Origin of the sequence: Pseudoalteromonas piscicida, assembly GCF_000238315.3 — a bacterium.
GTDB lineage: Bacteria > Pseudomonadota > Gammaproteobacteria > Enterobacterales > Alteromonadaceae > Pseudoalteromonas > Pseudoalteromonas piscicida.
Genome location: NZ_CP011924.1, coordinates 669,188 through 690,140 on the forward strand (window position 1 = coordinate 669,188; position 20,953 = coordinate 690,140).

Annotated in this window: 17 protein-coding genes and 1 pseudogene; 11 read left to right on the top strand and 7 right to left on the bottom strand. The window is 42.1% G+C overall.

Translation table 11 applies throughout. From position 1 onward, the window contains the following. Nucleotides 1-909 carry an ankyrin repeat domain-containing protein gene (locus PPIS_RS03130; RefSeq protein ID WP_019647451.1) on the top strand — a complete coding sequence of 303 codons (909 nt, stop codon included), beginning with the start codon at nucleotides 1-3 and terminating at the stop codon, nucleotides 907-909. A 95-nt stretch (nucleotides 910-1,004) separates the two neighbouring features. On the opposite strand, the gene PPIS_RS03135 is transcribed toward PPIS_RS03130, so the two are convergent. From PPIS_RS03135 to PPIS_RS03155, 5 genes are all read right to left on the bottom strand, one after another. After that, nucleotides 1,005-1,442: a DUF2069 domain-containing protein gene (locus PPIS_RS03135; RefSeq protein WP_010375505.1), complete on the bottom strand. Its 438-nt coding sequence runs from the start codon at nucleotides 1,440-1,442 to the stop codon at nucleotides 1,005-1,007. After that, nucleotides 1,439-1,990 carry an NAD(P)H:quinone oxidoreductase gene (gene wrbA / locus PPIS_RS03140; protein WP_017218877.1) on the bottom strand — a complete coding sequence of 184 codons (552 nt, stop codon included), beginning with the start codon at nucleotides 1,988-1,990 and terminating at the stop codon, nucleotides 1,439-1,441. Before wrbA ends, PPIS_RS03135 begins: the two co-directional genes overlap by 4 nt. Then, on the bottom strand, nucleotides 1,990-2,337 hold the full coding sequence (arsC, locus tag PPIS_RS03145) for an arsenate reductase (glutaredoxin) (RefSeq protein ID WP_010375508.1): 348 nt from the start codon (nucleotides 2,335-2,337) through the stop codon (nucleotides 1,990-1,992). The genes wrbA and arsC overlap by 1 nt, the downstream gene beginning before the upstream one ends. Nucleotides 2,338-2,466: 129 nt before the next feature. Beyond that, nucleotides 2,467-3,918, bottom strand: a complete 1,452-nt coding sequence (gene bepA / locus PPIS_RS03150; protein WP_010375511.1) for a beta-barrel assembly-enhancing protease — start codon at nucleotides 3,916-3,918, stop codon at nucleotides 2,467-2,469. A gap of 1 nt (nucleotide 3,919) precedes the next feature. Next, nucleotides 3,920-4,585 (bottom strand): hypothetical protein, encoded by a 666-nt coding sequence (locus PPIS_RS03155; RefSeq protein WP_010375513.1) that lies wholly within the window; start codon nucleotides 4,583-4,585, stop codon nucleotides 3,920-3,922. Between the two features lie 309 nt (nucleotides 4,586-4,894). Between PPIS_RS03155 and PPIS_RS03165 the strand changes: the two genes are divergently transcribed. Continuing rightward, nucleotides 4,895-5,962 carry an AI-2E family transporter gene (locus PPIS_RS03165; protein WP_010375517.1) on the top strand — a complete coding sequence of 356 codons (1,068 nt, stop codon included), beginning with the start codon at nucleotides 4,895-4,897 and terminating at the stop codon, nucleotides 5,960-5,962. A 47-nt stretch (nucleotides 5,963-6,009) separates the two neighbouring features. Here the strand turns inward: PPIS_RS03165 and PPIS_RS03170 are convergent, their stop codons facing one another. Beyond that, the gene (locus PPIS_RS03170) at nucleotides 6,010-7,047 is read right to left on the bottom strand and encodes a LacI family DNA-binding transcriptional regulator (protein WP_010375519.1); all 1,038 of its coding nucleotides are present in this window, start codon (nucleotides 7,045-7,047) and stop codon (nucleotides 6,010-6,012) included. A 382-nt stretch (nucleotides 7,048-7,429) separates the two neighbouring features. Between PPIS_RS03170 and pgi the strand changes: the two genes are divergently transcribed. From pgi to PPIS_RS03215, 7 genes and pseudogenes are all read left to right on the top strand, one after another. Continuing rightward, nucleotides 7,430-9,076 carry a glucose-6-phosphate isomerase gene (gene pgi / locus PPIS_RS03175; protein ID WP_010375521.1) on the top strand — a complete coding sequence of 549 codons (1,647 nt, stop codon included), beginning with the start codon at nucleotides 7,430-7,432 and terminating at the stop codon, nucleotides 9,074-9,076. 285 nt (nucleotides 9,077-9,361) lie between these two features. Continuing rightward, entirely contained in the window at nucleotides 9,362-10,831 is a 1,470-nt protein-coding gene (zwf, locus tag PPIS_RS03180; protein ID WP_010375523.1) for a glucose-6-phosphate dehydrogenase, read from the top strand. Beyond that, nucleotides 10,831-11,541, top strand: a complete 711-nt coding sequence (pgl, locus tag PPIS_RS03185) for a 6-phosphogluconolactonase (RefSeq protein WP_010375525.1) — start codon at nucleotides 10,831-10,833, stop codon at nucleotides 11,539-11,541. The genes zwf and pgl overlap by 1 nt, the downstream gene beginning before the upstream one ends. Nucleotides 11,542-11,656: 115 nt before the next feature. Continuing rightward, nucleotides 11,657-12,109: pseudogene (locus PPIS_RS03190) on the top strand (6-phosphogluconolactonase); the annotation flags it as partial. Nucleotides 12,110-13,328: 1,219 nt separating this feature from the next. Beyond that, a complete protein-coding gene (locus tag PPIS_RS03205; protein WP_010375527.1) occupies nucleotides 13,329-16,076 on the top strand; it encodes a TonB-dependent receptor in 2,748 nt (915 codons plus the stop codon). A 61-nt stretch (nucleotides 16,077-16,137) separates the two neighbouring features. Next, entirely contained in the window at nucleotides 16,138-17,652 is a 1,515-nt protein-coding gene (locus PPIS_RS03210) for a tryptophan halogenase family protein (protein ID WP_010375529.1), read from the top strand. A 137-nt stretch (nucleotides 17,653-17,789) separates the two neighbouring features. Continuing rightward, nucleotides 17,790-18,500, top strand: a complete 711-nt coding sequence (locus tag PPIS_RS03215; RefSeq protein WP_010375531.1) for a SapC family protein — start codon at nucleotides 17,790-17,792, stop codon at nucleotides 18,498-18,500. Nucleotides 18,501-18,627: 127 nt separating this feature from the next. Here PPIS_RS03215 and PPIS_RS03220 read toward each other — a convergent pair whose 3' ends face one another. Further along, a complete protein-coding gene (locus PPIS_RS03220) occupies nucleotides 18,628-19,110 on the bottom strand; it encodes a hypothetical protein (protein WP_010375533.1) in 483 nt (160 codons plus the stop codon). Between the two features lie 253 nt (nucleotides 19,111-19,363). Here PPIS_RS03220 and PPIS_RS03225 point away from each other — a divergent pair, with 253 nt between their 5' ends. After that, entirely contained in the window at nucleotides 19,364-20,392 is a 1,029-nt protein-coding gene (locus PPIS_RS03225; RefSeq protein ID WP_010375535.1) for an isoaspartyl peptidase/L-asparaginase family protein, read from the top strand. An 85-nt stretch (nucleotides 20,393-20,477) separates the two neighbouring features. After that, on the top strand, nucleotides 20,478-20,906 hold the full coding sequence (locus PPIS_RS03230; RefSeq protein ID WP_010375537.1) for a CBS domain-containing protein: 429 nt from the start codon (nucleotides 20,478-20,480) through the stop codon (nucleotides 20,904-20,906). The last annotated feature ends 47 nt before the right edge of the window (nucleotides 20,907-20,953 follow it).

Below are 20,953 nucleotides of genomic sequence, written 5' to 3' on the forward strand. Positions count from 1 at the left end.
TTGGAGAAAGGGCTTAAATTTAGCGCGAAAGAAATTGTTGCTCTGTGGTGCAACAGCTCGGAGGCAACACATACGGCACTATTGACGCATATTGATACTTGTCTGCTTGACCGAGCAGCTACTGCTAAACTAGCAACGGATAGTTTGCTGGATGGACAGCAGACTTTTGAGCTCCTTTGCGCTATGTGTGACAAAGATGAAGTGACGGGTCTTTTGGAACAAGCGCTATTGTTCCAGCTAACCCAGCAACAGGTGAAGCAATCAGCGATTATTACGCTAGTAACGCAGGGCGCGAAAGGAACGGCAAGAGATAGCAGCGGGCGCTCTGCCATTATGTTGGCGGTTGAAAATGGTTTTGTGAGTGCGGTTGAAACTATGTTGCCGCACCATAAAGTAAATGAATTGGACGAGTCGGGCAGGAACTTAATGCATTATGCGGCGGCATCGAACTCTGCTGCTATGATCGAAATGATTTTTGAACATGGTGATGACCCGACGCTTGCGGATATTCATGGCGACACCCCTTACCGTGTGGCTATGAAAAATCAGGCGCTTACTTCTAAGCAAACATTTGAACAGCACGGTATTATCGAGCTTTCTAACGAGGCAAAGTATCAAAAAATAAAAACCGTCCATATTCTTTATGCCTTTGCTGCTATTTTGCTACCACTTCAGTTATTTTTATTTTTTACTGATGAGGTTGATGAAAAAACCATTGCAACACTTGTCACTACGGCTGCTTCTATCGCAATTTTTGTTTTTGCGAGACGAAAACGCAGTAACCCTCTATACCCGAATAGCTCAACACCTTGGTCACTTATCGGGGTAAATGCGTTAGCTTGGCTTAGTATTGGTGTGCAGGTATTGTTTTCAGTATTGGTGTTGATAGCCGTACTCTCGTTGCAGTAGCTTACCATATCAAATAATACCAAGGCATGAATACGAAAAAAGCGCAGTTACTTCATTGAAGACTGCGCTTTTTTAATGGAGTTACGCAAGCGAGATTATGACTCTTTATGTTCGTGAGCAGCCTTTTCGTCAGCAAGGTCTTCTTTTAACTTGCGGATCTTCAATCCTAACTCTTGGCCTCTGTGTCTTGCGTAGTAAGTGCAACCAATAAACATGGAGGTTGCAAAGCCAATCTCAAGCAGGACTAACACTAGCTCGTCAGGAGATGTCCACAACAGGGTAAAGCCGTGGATAAAATAAAACATCACGACAAAGTTTGCCCACGCATAAGTGTATGGCTTATCCTGTAAAATACCTTTAAGCGGGAGTAATAAAGGTAAAACGTACACCACAAAGACAAAGCCCAAGCTGTAACCTTCTCTTGGTGCAAGCACAAAGAGCCACAGTGGCATCAGGATCAACAGACCAAAATATCCAACTAGCGCACAGAGTTGAAAGCGTCTAGTGATGGGCTTTTTTGCAATTTCATTCATGTTAACTTTTCCGCGACGCGTAGCAGTCGACTCGCTGCTGCACGACAAATTTTGATTTCTGTTTGAGTGAGTGAAGTATTGTTTTGGCTGCCTGCAACGTGTGTTGCACCGTAGGGGGTCCCGCCCATTTCGGTCGCCAAAAGCTCTGGAACATCATAGGGGATACCTAACAACATCATGCCGTGGTGTAATAACGGTAACGAGAGGTTAAGTAGGGTAGCCTCATTGCCACCGTGCATACTGCTTGAAGACGAAAATACGCAGGCTGGTTTATCGATAAGCGCGCCTTTAAGCCACAGATCGCTGGTGGTTTCCCAAAACGCTTTCGCTTGAGCTGCCATCATACCAAAGCGTGTAGGAGTGCCAAACGCCAAACCGTCGCACCCTACTAAATCTTGCTTTGTTACGACCACATCATGGTCTTGACGTTTCTCAAAAACGCGTACTATGGCTTCACCGCCTTGTGAAACTATGGTGTCTGCAAATTCGTGCGCCATATTCGCCACGGAGCCATGACTGGAATGGTATAAAATAAGAATTTTACTCATTACAGGATATCAAGCACTGACTCTGGGGGTCTACCAATTGCTGCCTTGTCACCTTTGACAACGATAGGACGCTCAATCAGTTTAGGGTTTTCAAGCATGGCTGTGCGCAGTGTCGCTTCGTCCGAGTCTTTCGATAGTCCAAGCTCTTTGTAGAGCGTCTCTTTGCTGCGGACGAGCTGGTGAGCAGAACTAAATCCAAGTTTAGAAAGTAAATTAGCCAAAGTGTCACTATCAATTGGCGTCTTTAGGTATTCAATAACGGTAGGATTAACGCCATTGGACTCTAGTAAAGCTAGGGTTTCACGTGATTTTGAACAGCGCGGGTTGTGATAGATTTCTACTGACATGATTTCGCTCTATTTTGCTCTAAGTCGTAATGTAAACGGATCATAGCTTAATGTAGAGATGACGAAAAGCGATGTGCAAGAAAATTGGCTTAAATACGTTTTTACTATTGCTGTAAGAAATCGCTAAGCCTACAGCTTAGCGATTTCTTTTTGCATATTACGGTATTGGCTAAGTAGTGCCTTTAACCTTGTACGCTTGATATCTTCTTTGTCTTCAACATGATTGAGTGCACGTTGTACTTCGTCTGCTGCCTTATTAAATGCACCGTACTGGGCATAGACACTCGCTTTTGACTCATGGTAAGCCGCCTTGTTTTCTTGGGCTTCGTAGGCTTGTGTGAGTAAATCACGAGCGAGGATATGATCTGGTTTCTCAAGCAAAAAGATCTTAAGCAATTGCTCTGCAACTTCATACTGTTTTGCTTTTATGGCGGCATTAGCATAATTCAGTGTGATAACTTGGTTATTGGGCCTAAGTTGATGTTGAGCTTGAAGCATCTCAACGGCTTTGTCTGAGTGCTGTGTCGCAATTAAATAATCGGTATACACATCAAGATAAAACAGGTTATTTGGATCTTTTTCTAACAACTCATCCAATAATTTGCCAGCTTCTTCGTACTTCTTTTGATCGAGTAACGTAATTGCTAATCCGTATTGTAGGGCGCGCTTGTCGAGCTCTGCTGAGTGTTTTAGAGCGTTTTTGAAAAACGCTTCTCCAGCATCTTCTGAATAATAGTATCGTGCAAGCACACGGCTTTTAGCCAACGCGTAGGAAAGGCTTGAGGGGTAATGCTTTTTCTCGAATTGTTGTGCTCTAAGTCTAACGTCCGATACTCGACTGTCGGGTAACGGGTGCGTAAGCAAAAATGCGGGTGGCTTATTTTTAAAGCGAATTTGATCCGAGAGCTTAGTTAAAAATTCACTGGCCGCATAGGGGTCAAAGCCTGCTTTATGTAATGTATTCATACCAAATCGGTCGGCTTCTTGCTCCGCTTTTCGGCTATGCGTTAGTTGGTTCAACGATGATTGCGTTTGGCTTGCGGATAAAATGGCGATACCTGCATCTGGGGCAACAACGGTTGCCAAAATACCAGTAATAAGCCCCGCTATGGTCAAGGCGCTGTTGTCTTTTGCGTTTTGTACGCGGCGTGCTAAATGACGTTGGGTAACGTGCGCAATTTCGTGGCCAATAACGGATGCTAATTGACTCTCGTTATCGGATTGCGCAATGAGTCCCGTATGTACACCAACGTGGCCCCCGTAAAAAGCGAAGGCATTAATATCTTTGTTATTTATCCAAAAAAAAGTAAATGGAAAGCGTACGTCATTAGCATTGGCGACGAGGCGATTGCCCAGGCTAGTTAAGTACTCTTCAAGTACCGGATCGCCAACCACAGGGGAGCGCGAGCGTAGCTGCATCATCATGACTTCGCCGATCGCTTGCTCTTTTTCAATAGGTAGTACTTGGAGAGCTGAAGTGCCTAAATCTGGTAATTTCAGCTCTGCTTGTGCAATAGCGCTGCTTGATGCAGCGAGCGCAAATGTTAAAACGATTGAATTTAATAGGGGCTTTAACCGCATTTTAATCCCTTTTAAGGTCTTCTCCGAGCATGATCCTAGCTAAGTCAACTTCATCATTGCATGCTCGAGCATCTTTTTCGCAAAGTTGGTAAAAATCTTTTATTGAGACCCCGCCAACGCTGGTGATGTTCAATTCTTTTTGCAAAAACGTCACTGTCATATGTAGCACTTTGTGCGCATGAAGTATTAAAGCTTTGTCGGCTATATCACCACGTTCAAAGTAAAACGCAATGAATTTATGGAGCTGGTTGATGCGCAGTAAGTTTTTCATCGTGTGCGGATCCCACACTCGGAATTCTAAAAAACGATTATCTTTAACATAGGCATCAATCTTGGTGCCTTTGGCTATTGGGTAAGCCCAAAGCTCAAAGCCTCTATCAGTAAATGCTTGATGTAATGCTATTTGAGGTTTATTGTCACAGTGGATTATGCCACTGTCGTCTTCATAACCACCTAACAGTTCTATATTCCAGTTTCGCTTATCTAGCAAACGTTTTACTGCATTATCAAAGCCGTGATGGAGCAGACCTTCGCATTCGCTTACCGCAGAAGCGACAAGGTGATAAAAAGGCGGAAGTTCACCCCAATTAATTTGCTTTTTGTACCAATTTATTTCTTTTAGTGTTGGATTGGCTGGCAATCGGGCCTTATTATTAACGCCTGGCATTAAGATTCCCAAGAAGTAGAGTATGCTATTAAGAATAAACCATCAACGCCTTGAGGGCTACCGCATTGAGTGATTTGTGTGGAGACAAGACAACAAAATTTGTACATGATTTGCGAGAATTTACCTGTCCCGCATTATTTGTTCAGTTTAAGTGGCGGTTAAAGCGCCATGACTATACTCTAGGCAAACTAAAGTTGCTGATGAGTCAGGATCAAAGCTTGTTAGACATAAAAAAATATTTGGATGGTAACTCAGTGAGTTACCAAATTATTGAAATTGAAAGCGGTGAAGTGTGTTTGGAGATCATGGATGTTTGAGTTAGTAAAAGCGTGGTATATCAAAAAGTTTTCAGATCCACATTCCGTTACTCTATTGCTGATGCTAGTTGCTACGGTTGCTTTGCTGTACTTTTTTGGCAGTTATGTCATGCCGGTACTGGTCGCAATTGTCATTGCTTATTTACTAGAATGGCCAGTGAACAAGCTCACCCGAGTGACTGGCAGTAGGATGTTATCAGCAGTAGTGGTAATGGCGGTATTTGTGGGGGTCGCTTTGGGGCTGGTATTTGGTATCGTTCCCGTTCTGTGGCAACAGTTAAGTAACCTGCTCCAAGAAAGTCCAACTATGGTAGAAGAGGGTAAGGACTTCCTGTTACATTTACCAGAATACTATCCGACGCTGATCTCTACAACTCAGGTACAGGCAATTGTGAGCTCTGTGGAAAGCAAACTGTTAGAGCTTGGCGAAGTTATTGTCTCAGCCTCATTAACTTCATTAAAAGACGCTGTCGCTTGGATGATTTATTTAGTCTTAGTGCCGCTGCTTGCTTTTTTCATGTTGAAAGACAAATCAGAGCTTACATCTGGAATTTCAAAAATTATACCCAAGGACAGAAAGCTCATTTCACAAGTGTGGCACGAGATGGACCAACAAATCATGAATTATATTCGTGGTAAAGTTTTTGAGATTGTCATCGTTGGTGTAGTGAGCTTTGTGACCTTTTCTATTTTGGATTTACGTTATGCTGCACTACTGGGGACGTTGGTTGGGCTCTCTGTACTTATCCCATTTATTGGTGCTGCACTCGTTACCTTACCCGTTGCCGCAGTTGCTTTGTTTCAATTTGGGCTAGCGCCAGAATTTTGGACTATTCTCATCGCGTACGGCATTATTCAAGCATTAGATGGTAATGTTTTAGTGCCGTTATTGTTTTCAGAAGCTGTGGATCTCAACCCTGTTTATATCATTGTTGCAGTGTTATTTTTTGGTGGTTTATGGGGATTTTGGGGGGTATTCTTTGCGATTCCACTTGCATCTCTGGTCAAGGCGCTGATCAATGCATGGTCGAGTAAGAGTGAAGAACTGTTGGCGAAATAGTGAGAGTTTTTGATGTTAGTCGGCTCAAGAGCCGACTAACTAAATAGCTATTGTGTGATCCTACCCGTGCTTTCACGAACCACCATACTCGGTGTGAACACATGTGAGACTTCTTTATCATTTTTTCGATGTCCCCGTGTTTTAGAAAACAATAAACGCGCAGCATGTTCAGAAATAATGTTGTTAGCCTGATGTGCAGTCGTAAGCTTTGGCCAAGTTTGGCGGGAGAATGGAGAGTCTTCGAAGCCACTGATAGACAATTGACCCGGGATCTCTATATTCATCAGCCGCGCAGCAAATAAAGCTCCAGCGGCTACCTCATCGTTACCACCTAAAATTGCAGTGATTTGGTTTGGATTGCCATCGGCCAGCAGCGCTTTAGCGCCTTTTACCCCTGATTCAAATGAGTAAGTACCGTGATAGAGCAGTGTATCGTCTTGTTTTATATCGTGTGCTTTCAGGGCATCGCGATATCCGGCTAACCGTTCCGTCGTTGATTTGTGCTCTTCATCGCCAAGTACAAACGCAATTTTTTTATGTCCAAGTTGGATCAAATGCTCAGTAATTTCATAGGCTGCAGCGTAGTCGTCAACAAAGATACAGTTATTTGCGCTATTTTCCGCTTCTTGCGCTCGACCTGAAAGTAGACGAACGTAATGAATGCCCAGCTCATCTAGCATATCAATAATGGTTTGTTGCTCGGATAGAGGAGGAGTCAAGACCAAACCTGCAAGACGTGAGCGTTTGATCATAGTGACGAATTCTTCGGCCATATTTTCCGAATTGGATTCACAGGGGTGGATGACGAGCTCATATCCTTCATCTCTACAGCGAGATAACACCCCGTTTTGCATATCAATTACATAATACGCATTGGGATTGTCGTAGACCAAGCCAATTGCAAATGAAGAAGTACCAGCTAAGTTTCTCGCAGCGATATTAGGCTGATAATTAAGCTCTTTTACAGCCTGCATTACTTGATCGTAGGTTTTTTTTCTAACCGAAGGTTCTTTATTGATTACCCGCGATACGGTTTTCATAGATACGCCAGCTAGCTTGGCAACATCATTAATAGTGACTTTCATGTAGTTGTTCTTCTATTTACAGGTCTGTATCGATCATTATTAAGCACAGAGGAATAGTAGCGCTTTATGTATGCAGAAGCTAGCGCCCAATTTCTGTGATATTAAGCCGTTAAGACGAGCATCGGCTTAATAAAAGGATCATCTGTTTTTCTTAGTCTATCTAATAAGTACAGAATTTAGCACTACAATTCGCAGAAATAAATGAATGATACCGGTGTCAAAAATTTTATTTTAGGTTATTATTCGCAATGTAAAATTGAAAAGAAGCAATTTGACAGCGTTGTCATTTTGGCATAATGTGCTTGTTTAATAATGTTTCTTTGTTGTTACTACCTGAAAAGTAAGGTAACTAACAATCACTTACGTCTTAGGGGAATATGTAATGGGTGGTCGTGTAGATTTGGATAGTTGGCAAAAGCTCAGTAGTTCTGCGCAGCGAGTAGAGCAACAGCATTTAAAAACGATGTTTGCAAACGATGCACATAGGTTTGAAAAGTTCTCTCGTCAAATCTCAGGTGTATTGTTCGACTTTTCCAAGCAACGCATTGATGACCAAACATTCTCTGAGATGATGCAGCTCGCAAAAGAGAGCGATATTGCGCGTTGGCGAGAAAAGATGTTCTCAGGTGAAAAAATAAATATCACTGAGGACCGAGCGGTTTTACATACAGCGCTGCGTAACCGAGCTAATACACCTATTTATGTGGATGGGGTGAACGTTACTGAACAAGTCAATGCAGAATTAGAAAAACTACAAGCATTTAGTAACCGAGTTCGTTCAGGTGAGTGGCAAGGGTATACAGGCAAAGCCGTAAAAGATGTGGTTGCCATTGGCGTTGGCGGGTCTAACTTAGGCCCGCAAATGGTGACTGATGCGCTTGCTGCGTATGCAGATAACACGCTAAACGTGCATTATGTTTCGAATGTTGATGGTGTACAGATTGCTTCAGTACTAAAAGGTTTGGACGCAGAAACCACGCTGTTTGTTGTGTCATCAAAAACCTTCACAACCTCTGAAACCATGACCAATGCAAAGACTGCCGTTGAGTGGTTTTTGAATGCTGCAAATGATAGAGCGGCAATCGCCAAGCATTTTGTTGCGGTGAGCACCAACCTTGAGAAGACCAGAGCATTTGGTATTAGCGATGACAACGTGTTTACGATGTGGGACTGGGTTGGCGGTCGTTTCTCGCTTTGGAGCGCGATAGGATTACCAATCGCACTTTATTTAGGCTTCGATAAGTTTGTCGAAGTGCTGGAAGGTGCGTTTGAAATTGATGAGCACTTTAAAACGGCAAACAACGAAGACAATATTCCACTGTTGATGGCGTTACTCAGCGTTTGGAATACCAGCTTCTTAGGGTATCAAGCACAAGCGATTTTGCCTTATGATCAGGCGCTTCATATGCTGCCTGCGTATTTACAACAAGGTGAAATGGAAAGTAATGGTAAGCATGTTACTTTTGCAGGAGAGCAGGTAAACTATACGACTGTGCCAATTATTTGGGGCATGACAGGGATAAATGGCCAGCACGCTTTTTATCAGTGTTTACACCAAGGTAATGTGATTGTACCGGCCGATTTCATCGCTTCGATTGAACCGCAAAACAAAGTAGGCCAGCATCACGATATTTTACTGTCTAACTTCTTCGCGCAAACGGAAGCAATGATGACGGGTGTAGATGCACAGCAGGTACGTGAAGATTTAACGGCTAAAGGTAAGTCGGATGCGGAAATTGATAAGTTGATCCCGCATAAAATACACCAAGGTAACCGTCCAACCTCTTCATTTATCTTAGATAAGGTAGATGCAAAAGCTGTGGGCCGACTAATTGCCTTGTATGAACACAAAATTTTCTGCCAAGGCATCATTTTGGATGTGTGTTCATTTGACCAGTGGGGTGTTGAGCTTGGTAAAGGACTGGCATCAAATATTGAAGCCGAGTTAACACAAGAAGGCGTTTCTAACCCTCATGATAGCTCAACGGCGGGTCTAATCGCTTATTACAAGCAAAAGAGAACAAATTAGTACTTCGAGTGGAACTTGAAGTAAACAGAATACCTTTGAACGGGTAGCGCTGGAGTACTTAGAACCTGTATTTTTGTGAGAGGAAATACAGGTTTCTAAGACTCATTTATACCAACTTACTTAATCCCTCAAATTGAGCAGGTCTTAAGTCAAATTGATATTACTAGCGCATTGCAATCGAAATCATCACCCGTTACACAATGAGTTTGGTAGGCTTTGGAGTGGCTCCAAATCGAATAAACACTGCGTGCTTGTAGTGCACGCCTAACCTAATGAGAGTGAATTATGCTTAATCCTTTTGACATCGTAATTTTTGGTGGGGGAGGCGATTTAGCACTTCGCAAACTCCTACCTGCCTTGTATCGTGCATATCAAGAAGGTAACTTACCTGAAGGCACTCGCATCTTACCGACCGTTCGTGAACAAAACAAACAACAAGAATTTATCGAAACGGCACATATCGCATTACAAACTCACCTTGGCAAAGGCGAATACAACAAGAAAGATTGGTCCGCATTTGAACAGTTTTTAGTGCCTGTGGTAGTCAACGTTACTGAAGAAGATGAACACTGGGATACGCTAAAGAATATGTTGGCTGATGGGGAAGATAAGTCTCGTGTATTCTACTTGTCACTTCCTCCAGCGCTTTATGGCCGTTGTTGTGAGCTATTGTCAATCAAAGGGCTAATCACTGAGCAATCACGTGTAGTTGTTGAAAAGCCTATTGGTTATTGCGGTAAATCTGCAGAAGAAATCAATGCCAAAATCGGTGAGTTCTTCTCGGAAGAGCAAGTATTCCGTATCGATCATTATCTAGGTAAAGAAACGGTTCAAAACCTGATGGCACTTAGATTCTCAAACGCACTGTTCGAGAATTTATGGGATGCTAAAGCCATAGATAATATTCAGATCAGTATCTCTGAAACAGTCGGTCTTGAAAGCAGAGCTGGCTTCTACGACAAAGCGGGTGCACTTCGTGATATGGTACAAAATCACTTATTGCAACTACTTTGCTTGGTTGCGATGGAGTCACCACATAAACTTAATGCCAACAGTATTCGCACTGAAAAGCTTAAAGTATTAGAAGCGCTTAGACCGCTAATTGACGCGGATGTAGATAATAATGTTGTGCGTGGCCAATATGTGCCAGGCGACCTTGAAGGTAAGCTGGTACCTGGCTACCTAGAAGAGTTGGGTGAAGGGTCGAGTAAAACAGAAACATTTGTTGCTATTCGCGCTCACATTGATAACTGGCGTTGGTCTGGCGTGCCTTTCTATTTAAGAACAGGCAAGCGTATGAAAAAGCGTTGTGCTGAAATTGTAGTTGAGTACAAGCCTGTTTCTCACAATGTTTATGGTGATGCGGCGGGTCCAATTCAGCCAAACCGTTTGGTGATAAGATTACAGCCTGAAGAAAGTATTCAGTTAACGCTAATGTCTAAGCGTCTAGATAACCTTGAAATGCAACTAGAGCCAGTGACGCTAAATATCTCATTGAGTGAAAAGTATAACAATGGCTATCATTCAGATGCATATAAGCGCTTAATGCTAGACGCCGCTGCAAATAACCCTGCTTTATTTATTCACCGTGACGAAGTGCGCCAAGCGTGGCAGTGGGTTGATCCAATCATTGAGCGTTGGCAGAGTAAAGGGGCTCCGTCACTTTATCGTGCTGGCTCTTGGGGTCCTGAAGACGCCGATGAACTGCTAGAAGAAAACAAACATGTTTGGTTCAACGCGGGAGAGCAAGCGTAATGGCACAGTTAACAGAAAGAAATTTCAGCTCCAAAGACGAGATGACAGCAGCGCTTGCAGAGCTACTCCAATCAGGGCTTAGCCAAGGGATTGCACAAGATGGTGAAGCTGTGCTGTTAGTATCTGGTGGTTCATCACCGGCTCCAGCGTATCGTTACCTTTCTGGTGTTGAACTAGGCTGGGACAAAATTACGGTTGCTATGGTTGATGAACGTTGGGTCGAACCGGAACACGAAAAGTCTAACGAAGCATTTATCAAGTCGACATTACTGCAAGACAAAGCGGCAAATGCTCGATTTGTAACAATGAAGAATGCGGCAGTGTCAGCAGAAGAGGGCGCTGCTCTATGTGAGTCTGCTTATGCAGCGTTGAAAAAACCGTTCGATGTTACTATTTTGGGAATGGGGCCGGATGGTCATACCGCCAGTTTATTTCCAAATGCAAAGGGCCTAGAGCACGCGTTAACGACCACAAACACCGTATGCGCAATTAATGCTCATCAAAGCGAAGTGACAGGTGAGATCACTGAGCGCATGAGTTTGTCTTTGGCGGGAATAGCTAACTCTAAGGCGGCTGTTTTATTGATCTCTGGTGATGAAAAAAAGGCGGTGTATGAAGCGGCAAAACAACCCGGCTCAGAGTATGAAGTACCGCTGCGCGCTGTATTAAATCACCCTGATATTAATTTGACCGTATTTTGGTGCCCGTAACCCGAGTGCATCTACTAGAAATAGTAAAATGTAAGGCTGGCGTGATAGCTGGCCTTACCTTGATTACTTGGGTCAACTGATTGAATATCTCTGGACATTCAGCTCGGAGCGACAACAGTCGACATTACTGCAAGACAAAGCGGCAAATGCTCGATTTGTAACAATGAAGAATGCGGCAGTGTCAGCAGAAGAGGGCGCTGCTCTATGTGAGTCTGCTTATGCAGCGTTGAAAAAACCGTTCGATGTTACTATTTTGGGAATGGGGCCGGATGGTCATACCGCCAGTTTATTTCCAAATGCAAAGGGCCTAGAGCACGCGTTAACGACCACAAACACCGTATGCGCAATTAATGCTCATCAAAGCGAAGTGACAGGTGAGATCACTGAGCGCATGAGTTTGTCTTTGGCGGGAATAGCTAACTCTAAGGCGGCTGTTTTATTGATCTCTGGTGATGAAAAAAAGGCGGTGTATGAAGCGGCAAAACAACCCGGCTCAGAGTATGAAGTACCGCTGCGCGCTGTATTAAATCACCCTGATATTAATTTGACCGTATTTTGGTGCCCGTAACCCGAGTGCATCTACTAGAAATAGTAAAATGTAAGGCTGGCGTGATAGCTGGCCTTACCTTGATTACTTGGGTCAACTGATTGAATATCTCTGGACATTCAGCTCGGAGCGACAACACTTCTTACTTCTTACTTCTTACTTCTTACTTCTTACTTCTTACTTCTTACTTCTTACTTCTTACTTCTTACTTCTTACTTCTTACTTCTTACTTCTTACTTCTTACTTCTTACTTCTTACTTCTTACTTCTTACTTCTTACTTCTTACTTCTTACTTCTTACTTCTTACTTCTTACTTCTTACTTCTTACTTCTTACTTCTTACTTCTTACTTCTTACTTCTTACTTCTTACTTCTTACTTCTTACTTCTTACTTCTTACTTCTTACTTCTTACTTCTTACTTCTTACTTCTTACTTCTTACTTCTTACTTCTTACTTCTTACTTCTTACTTCTTACTTCTTACTTCTTACTTCTTACTTCTTACTTCTTACTTCTTACTTCTTACTTCTTACTTCTTACTTCTTACTTCTTACTTCTTACTTCTTACTTCTTACTTCTTACTTCTTACTTCTTACTTCTTACTTCTTACTTCTTACTTCTTACTTCTTACTTCTTACTTCTTACTTCTTACTTCTTACTTCTTACTTCTTACGAATAAAAGCAATAAATTTTACTGATTCAAGATACGATCATTATAAAATCAATAAGTCCCGTAATGGGGTATTTAAATTTGTGCAAAAAATAGTGATAACTAACTCGCTGATCGTAGATTTTATAAGCCTTTGTCATAAAAAATTCTCTTAAAAGAACTAGACAGTACTTACAGATAAATCTATAATGACAGCGTTGTCATTGATATTGATTCTCATCTTTAGCTTCTGCCCAAGCTTGATGAGGGAATTGAATACACACCCCCTTGTGTGTATTCAGATAATTAAAATGTCCCTTTATTGAGACAATTCCATCTTAAAACCCTACAGCAGCAAAATTTTTTGTGCTATTCTCCAATCGTTTTTGTAACAAACCATATCTTGGCTATATTTAAGTTTATATTTATCAATAAGATATCTATCTATATGAATATTTTTTGAATAACAGGCCAAAAAAATTGTAGCGAATATGTAATTTAGGGTGTATGGTTTGTTATTAGATGACAGCGTTGTCATCATCACTGGGCAGAAGTGATTTAAAAAACCAACAAAATGATTCAAGGGGAATCCTGTGTTAGCTAATAATTTCAAAAAAAGCTTACTTGCAGTTAACGTCAGCATCGCACTAGGTGCGGGCTTTTCAGGCGTTGTAGTTGCAGAAGAAAGTCAAAGCCAAAATCAAGTACAAGAAAACGTAGAAGTCATTGAAGTTCGTGGCTTGCGAGCATCAAACAAAGAAAATATTAATACAAAAAGATTCGCGACTGCAGTTGTTGACGCAGTGAGCGCTGAAGATATCGGTAAGTTTCCTGACTCAGACGTAGGTCAAGCGTTAGGGCGTATTCCAGGTATTAGCGTTGGACGAGCTTTTGGTCAAGGTAGTTCTGTATCCATTAGGGGTACCGATCCTTCTATGACGTTGACTACGTTAAACGGCCAGAATGTGGCTTCAACCGGCTGGTATGATCAAATGAATTTAGACCGTTCATTTAATTATTCTATGTTACCGTCACAGCTGATTGGCGGAATTGAAGTTTATAAAGCGACACAGGCGAACCTGGTTGAAGGTGGTATCGGTGGTACAGTAATCGTAAAAACACGCAAGCCTCTTGACTTAGAATCTAATACATCGTTTCTTTCGCTAAAAGGCGAGTATGGTACCCTAAACGAGGAGATATCTCCTGAAGTTTCTGGGCTATACAGTTGGAAAAACAAAGATGAAACTTTTGGTGTACTTGTAGCCGCTGCATACATCGATCGTGAATATCTTCGTCAAGGCACCGAAGCCGATCTTGATTGGGGTGGAAATTCATCAGTACAACCTTCAAGTTTTTTACAAGATCAAGAGCGCACAGCTATAGATGTAACGCTTCAATATCGTCCAACAGAACAACTTGAATTGGGTATTCACGCACTTTCATTAGAGCTCGGCGCTGACAGCACTGGTGCTAATATGTACTTTGGTACTGATAATAACTGGGGCGCTTGGACACCGGAAGAATCAGTATGTAAAACGTACAATGCTGCTGGCGTCTGTACATATAGCGATACGCCAAAAGATAGAGGAAGCAACGTATTTTTCCAAAATTGGGCTCGCCAAGGAGAAATGACTTCAGACACTCTAGAATTTAACTGGAAGTACCAGTCTGATACTTATGAAATCTCAGGTGTTCTTGGTCACTCGAAAGCGGAAGGTGGTACAGACATGAGTGCTAACTTTGGTTTTGGTTGGTGGGGAAATGCTTATGTTGATGGAAATGGACTAAAGCAAACGTCCGATGCTAACTTCGACCAAGTAAACTGGTGGGGAGTCGTAGATGCAACTGGTAAACAAATAAAACTTGATGGTGCTGATCTTGGCTTTACCGTTGAACAGCTACCTGCATATGGTACAACGTCTACTTGGACAGGTATAAAGGGTCCAAATAAAGATGAGGAAGTGTATGGTCAAGTTGATTTTGATTACTACGTTGACTTTGGCGCGATCAACAAACTTGAGTTTGGGGTAAGATATACTGAACATGAATTTGAGAAAAAGCTATATACGGCTGTATACGACCAGTCAAAAATAACAGCCCCTGCAGATGGTGAAAATGCAGGAGGTTTTGCCAACTATTTTAGTGTTCAGGATTTATATAGCGGTACAATGCCAATTGGCTATGATGGTTGGACTATTCCTCGTGCAAACCGAGATGCAATGATAAATGCTACATTGTCTCTAATCGATCAGTTTGCTTATAACCGTTCGGGCTACGGAAAAATAGAAGAAGACAATCTGTCATTGTATGCTATGGCGTCTTTTGAAGGCGAAGGTTTCCGAGGTAACTTCGGGCTAAGATATGTCAGTACAGATGTGACTTCAAAAGGTCATATCATCGATAATAGCCCAGCTGATATTCTTGCAAATAACAATGGTTGGAGCGAAGCTCCAGTAGGTGTTGATGGTGATTACAATGATGTGTTGCCAAGTGCTAATATTACCTTTGACCTATCTGAAGACTTAATTCTTCGCGTTTCAGCTGGTCAAGCTATTACTCGTCCAAACTACGACAACTTACTACTTTCAAAAGTAACTGGTTATCCTGATGACCGTATTGGTAATGAGGAGATTACTTACGGTAATCCTGACCTGAAACCAATGAAATCATCTCAAGCCGATGTTAGTTTAGAGTATTATTATGGTGAAGATGGCCTATTTGCCGTAACTTACTTTATAAAGGATGTGAGTAATTTTATTGTTGCGACGACTGATTTTAATCAACAAATTGGTGTAATTAATAATGACCTTACTACACCAGCTGATGATTGGACCGTAAATCGCTATAAAAATGCAGGTGGCGGCGAGATTGATGGCGTTGAATTCCAGTGGAATCATGCTTGGGATAATGGGTTTGGTATAAACGCTAACTACACATACACAGATGCAGGTGCACCAGCGGAGGTTTATACTGATAATCTATCCCGTTTTACCGAGTCATCAGAGCATATGCTAAATCTAGTTGGCTATTGGGAAAATGATGAATTCTCGGCGAGAGCAGCGTATAACTGGAGATCTGAATACATGATTCGTGAATACGGTAACTATTACGGAAACCGTATGCACGATGACTTTGGTACACTTGATTTAACTTTCGGTTGGCAAGTTACAGACTACGCAGCGTTGACATTTGAAGTCGTAAATGTTACCGAGGAAGATGATGTTCAGTATGGTGCGGCAGAGGTTGGTGTTGATGTTAAGCCTGCGCTTCAGGATGGTTTCCCAACATGGTCTTTCCGTGGCGAAGCAACTTATAGATTAGGTGTTAATTTTAACTTCTAATTATAAATTGTGTAAGCTATAGCCCAGTTTTTACTGGGCTTTTTTATTTCAAGAGGGCGAGATGAATATAACCAAGATCGCAATTGTTGGTGGGGGCACAGCTGGTTGGCTAGCAGCTAATCATCTCGGCTTAGCGCTTTCTTCAAATAGCAATGTCGAGATTACAGTAATTGAATCTTTAGATATACCAAGTATTGGTGTTGGAGAAGGTACAGTTCCTTACATAGTTAAAAGCCTAAAAAAATTTGGTATTTCTGAAGCGGAGCTTTTGGGGAGCTGTGATGCTACCTTCAAGCAGGGGATAAGATTTGTTTCGTGGCTTGATGAAAAAGTTCATGGAGCACATAACTTTTATTATCACCCATTTGAAGCGCCATATCCCGAAGGACTGGATATAACTAATATATGGTTAAATTTAGGGAAAAAAATACCGTTCGATTACGTTGGGATACAATCAAGGGTCTGTGAATCGGGGCTCGCACCTAAACTAAAAACCGATGGCAACTATCAAGGTGTGCTACCATACGCATATCATTTCGATGCAGCAAAATTCGCAAAATTACTCAAACGCAATGCCCTAGATAGATTTAATGTCAGAGTTTTAAATGGAACAGTTGATGAATCTAAACTAGATCAAACAGGACATATTGAATCTCTTTGCATGACAAATGGAGACATACTGCATTTTGACTTTTACGTAGATTGTACTGGTTTTTCAGCGAAGCTAATAAGCTCAGTTTCTAATGACAGTTTTCAGGATAAAAGTGAGCAGTTGTTGGTAGATACAGCGCTAGTACAGCAGATAGAAAGAGATGATCCAAGCAGCTTGAATCCTTACACAACGGCAACCGCACATAAAGCTGGCTGGATGTGGGAAATCCCCCTTACTTCCCGTACTGGAACTGGTTTTGTTTATGCGTCTAAATATATGTCACATAAAGAGGCTTTAGAAACGTATGCAAGAATGCTGAATGTTGACTCTGTGAATCCTAGAAAAATAGAAATGAGAGTGGGCTATAGGAATCAAAGCTGGAGTAAAAATTGTGTAGCGCTAGGACTAGCGCAGGGGTTTGTCGAGCCTTTGGAAGCAACATCTATTTTACTAACAGACTTTTCTGCGGAATTCTTGTCGAAGAATTTCCCACTTTCTAGAGCTGAGATATCGGTATTCAGTGACCACTATAATGATGCAGTGAACTGCGCATGGGAAAGTACAATCGATTTCATCCAGTTGCATTATATCCTTTCTGACAGGGTTGATAGTGACTTTTGGGTAGAGTATCGAAGCGAGGTAAAGCTCTCAGACTCTCTAGAGCGGAAGCTTGCAAAATTTAAGCTACGTTCGCCCCAACAAATGGATTTTTGGAGTCGCTTTGAGCTATTTAATGAAAAGAACTTTTTATATGTTCTGTATGGAATGAAATTTAACACTCACCCGCAAACGACGTCTCAAGCAGAGTTTGATATTGGGCTTAAATTATTAGATAAGAACAATGAGCAACTAAGGCGAGCTAAAGGAGCTCTTTTAGATCATGGAGAGTGGCTTAAACAATTGAAGCAATATATGTCATCGTAATGATAAAGCAGACAATTCAAATGTATGAAAGATCTGTAATGCTTAAATAAATATTTAACTTCCAATTTGCCCGGAAAACCGCTAGCCTTAGGGGTAATAAATAAAGTAACAAATACGTAAAATAATGGAGCAGTATTATGGCGGAACAACAAGTGCAGCCTTTACACAACGAAAAGCACGCTAACATCAAAGTAAAAAATGGCGTGAACGTTGATTTCCTTAAAACTCAGCACTTAATGCCTGTAGTGGCGCATGAGTTCGCGCGCGTAGCGACAGAATTCCCAATGGCGTTTGTTAAAAACACTGAATCAGGTCAATTTCAAGCGGTTGCTATGTTTGGTCTTCAGCCAGGTGAAAACTTATTTGTAGACGGTGACAAGTGGACTGGCAGCTTTGTGCCAATGGCCGCAGCACGTTACCCGTTTGGCTTGGTTAAACACCCAGAGCAAGATCAGTTTGGTATTGTGATTGACGAAGCAAGCCCGCTAGTTGGTGAAGAAGAAGGCAATGCGCTTTTCGAAGACGGTAAAGAAACTGAATATCTAGGTCGTCGTAAAGAAGCGTTAGTTAGCTATGTTGAGTTTGCTCGCGTAACTGAAGCGTTTACTCAGTATCTTGCTGACAAAGAGCTTCTAGTTCAACAAACACTAACGGTAGAAATCCGTGGTGAGAAAAAAGACATCAACGGTATTTACCTTGTGGATGAGCGTAAGCTAAATGAATTAGGTGACGAAGATTTCCTAGAGCTACGTAAACGTGGTTATTTAGCACCTATCTTCGCATTCTTAACTTCTACACATCAAGTAGCGCGCCTTGCTCGAATGAAGGCACAGCGCGAAGCGAGCTAATCGCGTTTAGATATAGAATGATTCGATAGAAGCGCTTCCAGAGGAAGCGCTTTTTTGTGGATGCTATTTTATAAGTGCTACACCAATTTGCACCTTCAAATTGAGCAAGTATTAAGACAAATTGGTATTACTTAGCGTTTGGAATAGGACAGTATGAACCGCCTCGAGGGATCCAAACCGAGCGTGTTTCCCAACGACAGTTATACGCTACTCGGCGTTCTTCTTGTTGAGTTGAAAAAGTATCATGTTGATGAACATAGGTACCTCCAGGCACCTGATAGTTTGGAATTGGATGAGGAATAGTCCAACCTCCGGGGCAGCTTTGTGTCGCGAGTACGGTTTTAGTTTGCCATAAAGTATAGGGACCGTAAGGTTCTCCTGCTATTAATTTGTAGTGGCAAGTCTTATAACTCACATCAACGAGCTCTGTACGGTAGTCACATACCCACACACGTCGCTCATCCCAGTAACCACCGCAGTCAACATTGTTGACTTGGGTGTCATAAAAAGTGTTGTAATCAACAACTTTAATTTGCTCTTGAGTAGAAGTGGCTTGAGCAGTTCCAAGTAGTAGTGTGCTAAAAGCTGCAATTTTTAGAATGTTTTTCATATCGATTCCTGTCGAATTTCGTTATTTTATTACTTTGAGTTATTTCAAAGTAATAAATATGTTTCCATTTTGTGGTCGAAATAACAACCGTTAGTTGATTGAAAAATGTTCAAGTTTACTGTTGTGTCTTGCTGCTCATGAGTTTCTTTCAACCACACTGTAAATCGGTTAGCTTGACAATTTTAACGCGAAAGCTTGCATCGTTCTAAAATTCACCTCATGCTGAAGTTTAATAACGAACCAAGGTATAAAAATGAAAAAAAACTCTTTGCTAGCAGCATTATTAGCCTTGTCGACGACAGCTGTCGTCGCTGACGAGAAAGCGACCCCGTTTGCGATCGCCATTCATGGAGGAGCTGGTACGATTGAGCGCAGTAACTTCACACCAGAAAAAGAAAAACAATACAAAGCTAAGCTAAAAGAAGCCGTTGAAGCGGGTTATAAGGTACTAGAACAAGGTGGAGAAAGCCTTGATGCGGTAACGGCAGCCATTAACATTCTTGAAGATTCTCCTTTTTTTAATGCTGGTAAGGGTGCCGTGTACACTTATGATGAAGGGCATGAGCTAGATGCATCAATCATGGATGGTCGTAATCGCCAAGCGGGCGCTGTGGCGGGGGTGAAGCACATTAAAAACCCAATCGATCTGGCAAAAGAAGTAATGCAGCACTCAGTACACGTCATGCTAAGTGGTGAAGGTGCAGAAGACTTTGCTAAGAAACGCGGTTTTACGTTAGTGGAAAACAACTACTTTGACACCGATGCTCGCTATCAATCACTCTTAAAGGCGAAAAAGCGATTGCAGATAAAAGAAGCGGCGACCAAAGACTATCAGGCGGCACATCAACAATTAGAGAGCCAATATAAGATGGGAACTGTGGGGGCTGTCGCACTTGATAAACAGGGGAATTTAGCGGCTGGAACGTCAACCGGTGGGATGACGGCTAAACGCTTTGGACGGATAGGTGACTCACCAGTGATTGGGGCGGGCACATTTGCGGATAACCGCTCTTGTGCTGTGTCAGCAACGGGACATGGTGAGTATTTTATTCGATATAATGTCGCAGCTGATATTTGTGCTCGTGTCGCTTATCAAAACAAGTCGATTGAAAAAGCGGGAAAAGAAGTGATTTTTGATACGCTTTATCCAATTGGTGGCACGGGTGGGGTGATCATTGTTGACCCTAAAGGAAATATTAGCATGCCATTTAATACCGCGGGGATGTATCGTGCGAGCAAGTCGTCAACAACACAGACCTATGTTGGTATTTATAGCGAGTAAAACAATATTTCGTTGAGACTAAGCAAGTTCTTCAAACGCCAGCTATTATTATCATGATAGCTGGCGTTTTTAATGGAGATGAGCAATGCAATCAATAAAAGTCGCAGACTACTTAAATCATCGCCCCGTAACATTCAAACAGGACATGCGCGTAGAATCAGCGGTAGAAAAGCTGCTACAAAGCGGCCAGTCGGGCGGGCCGGTTATAGACGAAGCAAGGCGGGTTATTGGGTTTTTATCTGAGCAGGATTGCCTCAAAAAAATGCTAGAGGCGACCTATCAAAATGAGTCTCATAGTGTGGTGTCCGATGTGATGACAAAAGAGCCTCTGTGTGTAAAACGCGAAGACAGCATAGTGCAAATGGCAGATTTGATGATTTGCAACAAGCCCAAAGTGTACCCGGTAGTTGACGATGAAGGTCGCTTACTTGGGGTTATCAGTCGTGCAAACGTGCTATTAGCGTTGGATAAGCATTTACATGATGCTTATGTCTCTGGTCACCGTTACGTATAAAGCGATGAAATTTACGAGCTGTTAAGGTAACCCATGAGGAGTTGCCT

Excerpts from the sequence above, each read along its gene's own strand:
- PPIS_RS03135 (WP_010375505.1), bottom strand. The coding sequence starts at position 1,442 with ATGAATGAAATTGCAAAAAAGCCCATCACTAGACGCTTTCAACTCTGT.
- wrbA (WP_017218877.1), bottom strand. The coding sequence starts at position 1,990 with ATGAGTAAAATTCTTATTTTATACCATTCCAGTCATGGCTCCGTGGCG.
- arsC (WP_010375508.1), bottom strand. The coding sequence starts at position 2,337 with ATGTCAGTAGAAATCTATCACAACCCGCGCTGTTCAAAATCACGTGAA.
- bepA (WP_010375511.1), bottom strand. The coding sequence starts at position 3,918 with ATGCGGTTAAAGCCCCTATTAAATTCAATCGTTTTAACATTTGCGCTC.
- PPIS_RS03155 (WP_010375513.1), bottom strand. The coding sequence starts at position 4,585 with ATGCCAGGCGTTAATAATAAGGCCCGATTGCCAGCCAATCCAACACTA.
- PPIS_RS03165 (WP_010375517.1), top strand. The coding sequence starts at position 4,895 with ATGTTTGAGTTAGTAAAAGCGTGGTATATCAAAAAGTTTTCAGATCCA.
- PPIS_RS03170 (WP_010375519.1), bottom strand. The coding sequence starts at position 7,047 with ATGAAAGTCACTATTAATGATGTTGCCAAGCTAGCTGGCGTATCTATG.
- pgi (WP_010375521.1), top strand. The coding sequence starts at position 7,430 with ATGGGTGGTCGTGTAGATTTGGATAGTTGGCAAAAGCTCAGTAGTTCT.
- zwf (WP_010375523.1), top strand. The coding sequence starts at position 9,362 with ATGCTTAATCCTTTTGACATCGTAATTTTTGGTGGGGGAGGCGATTTA.
- pgl (WP_010375525.1), top strand. The coding sequence starts at position 10,831 with ATGGCACAGTTAACAGAAAGAAATTTCAGCTCCAAAGACGAGATGACA.
- PPIS_RS03210 (WP_010375529.1), top strand. The coding sequence starts at position 16,138 with ATGAATATAACCAAGATCGCAATTGTTGGTGGGGGCACAGCTGGTTGG.
- PPIS_RS03215 (WP_010375531.1), top strand. The coding sequence starts at position 17,790 with ATGGCGGAACAACAAGTGCAGCCTTTACACAACGAAAAGCACGCTAAC.
- PPIS_RS03220 (WP_010375533.1), bottom strand. The coding sequence starts at position 19,110 with ATGAAAAACATTCTAAAAATTGCAGCTTTTAGCACACTACTACTTGGA.
- PPIS_RS03225 (WP_010375535.1), top strand. The coding sequence starts at position 19,364 with ATGAAAAAAAACTCTTTGCTAGCAGCATTATTAGCCTTGTCGACGACA.
- PPIS_RS03230 (WP_010375537.1), top strand. The coding sequence starts at position 20,478 with ATGCAATCAATAAAAGTCGCAGACTACTTAAATCATCGCCCCGTAACA.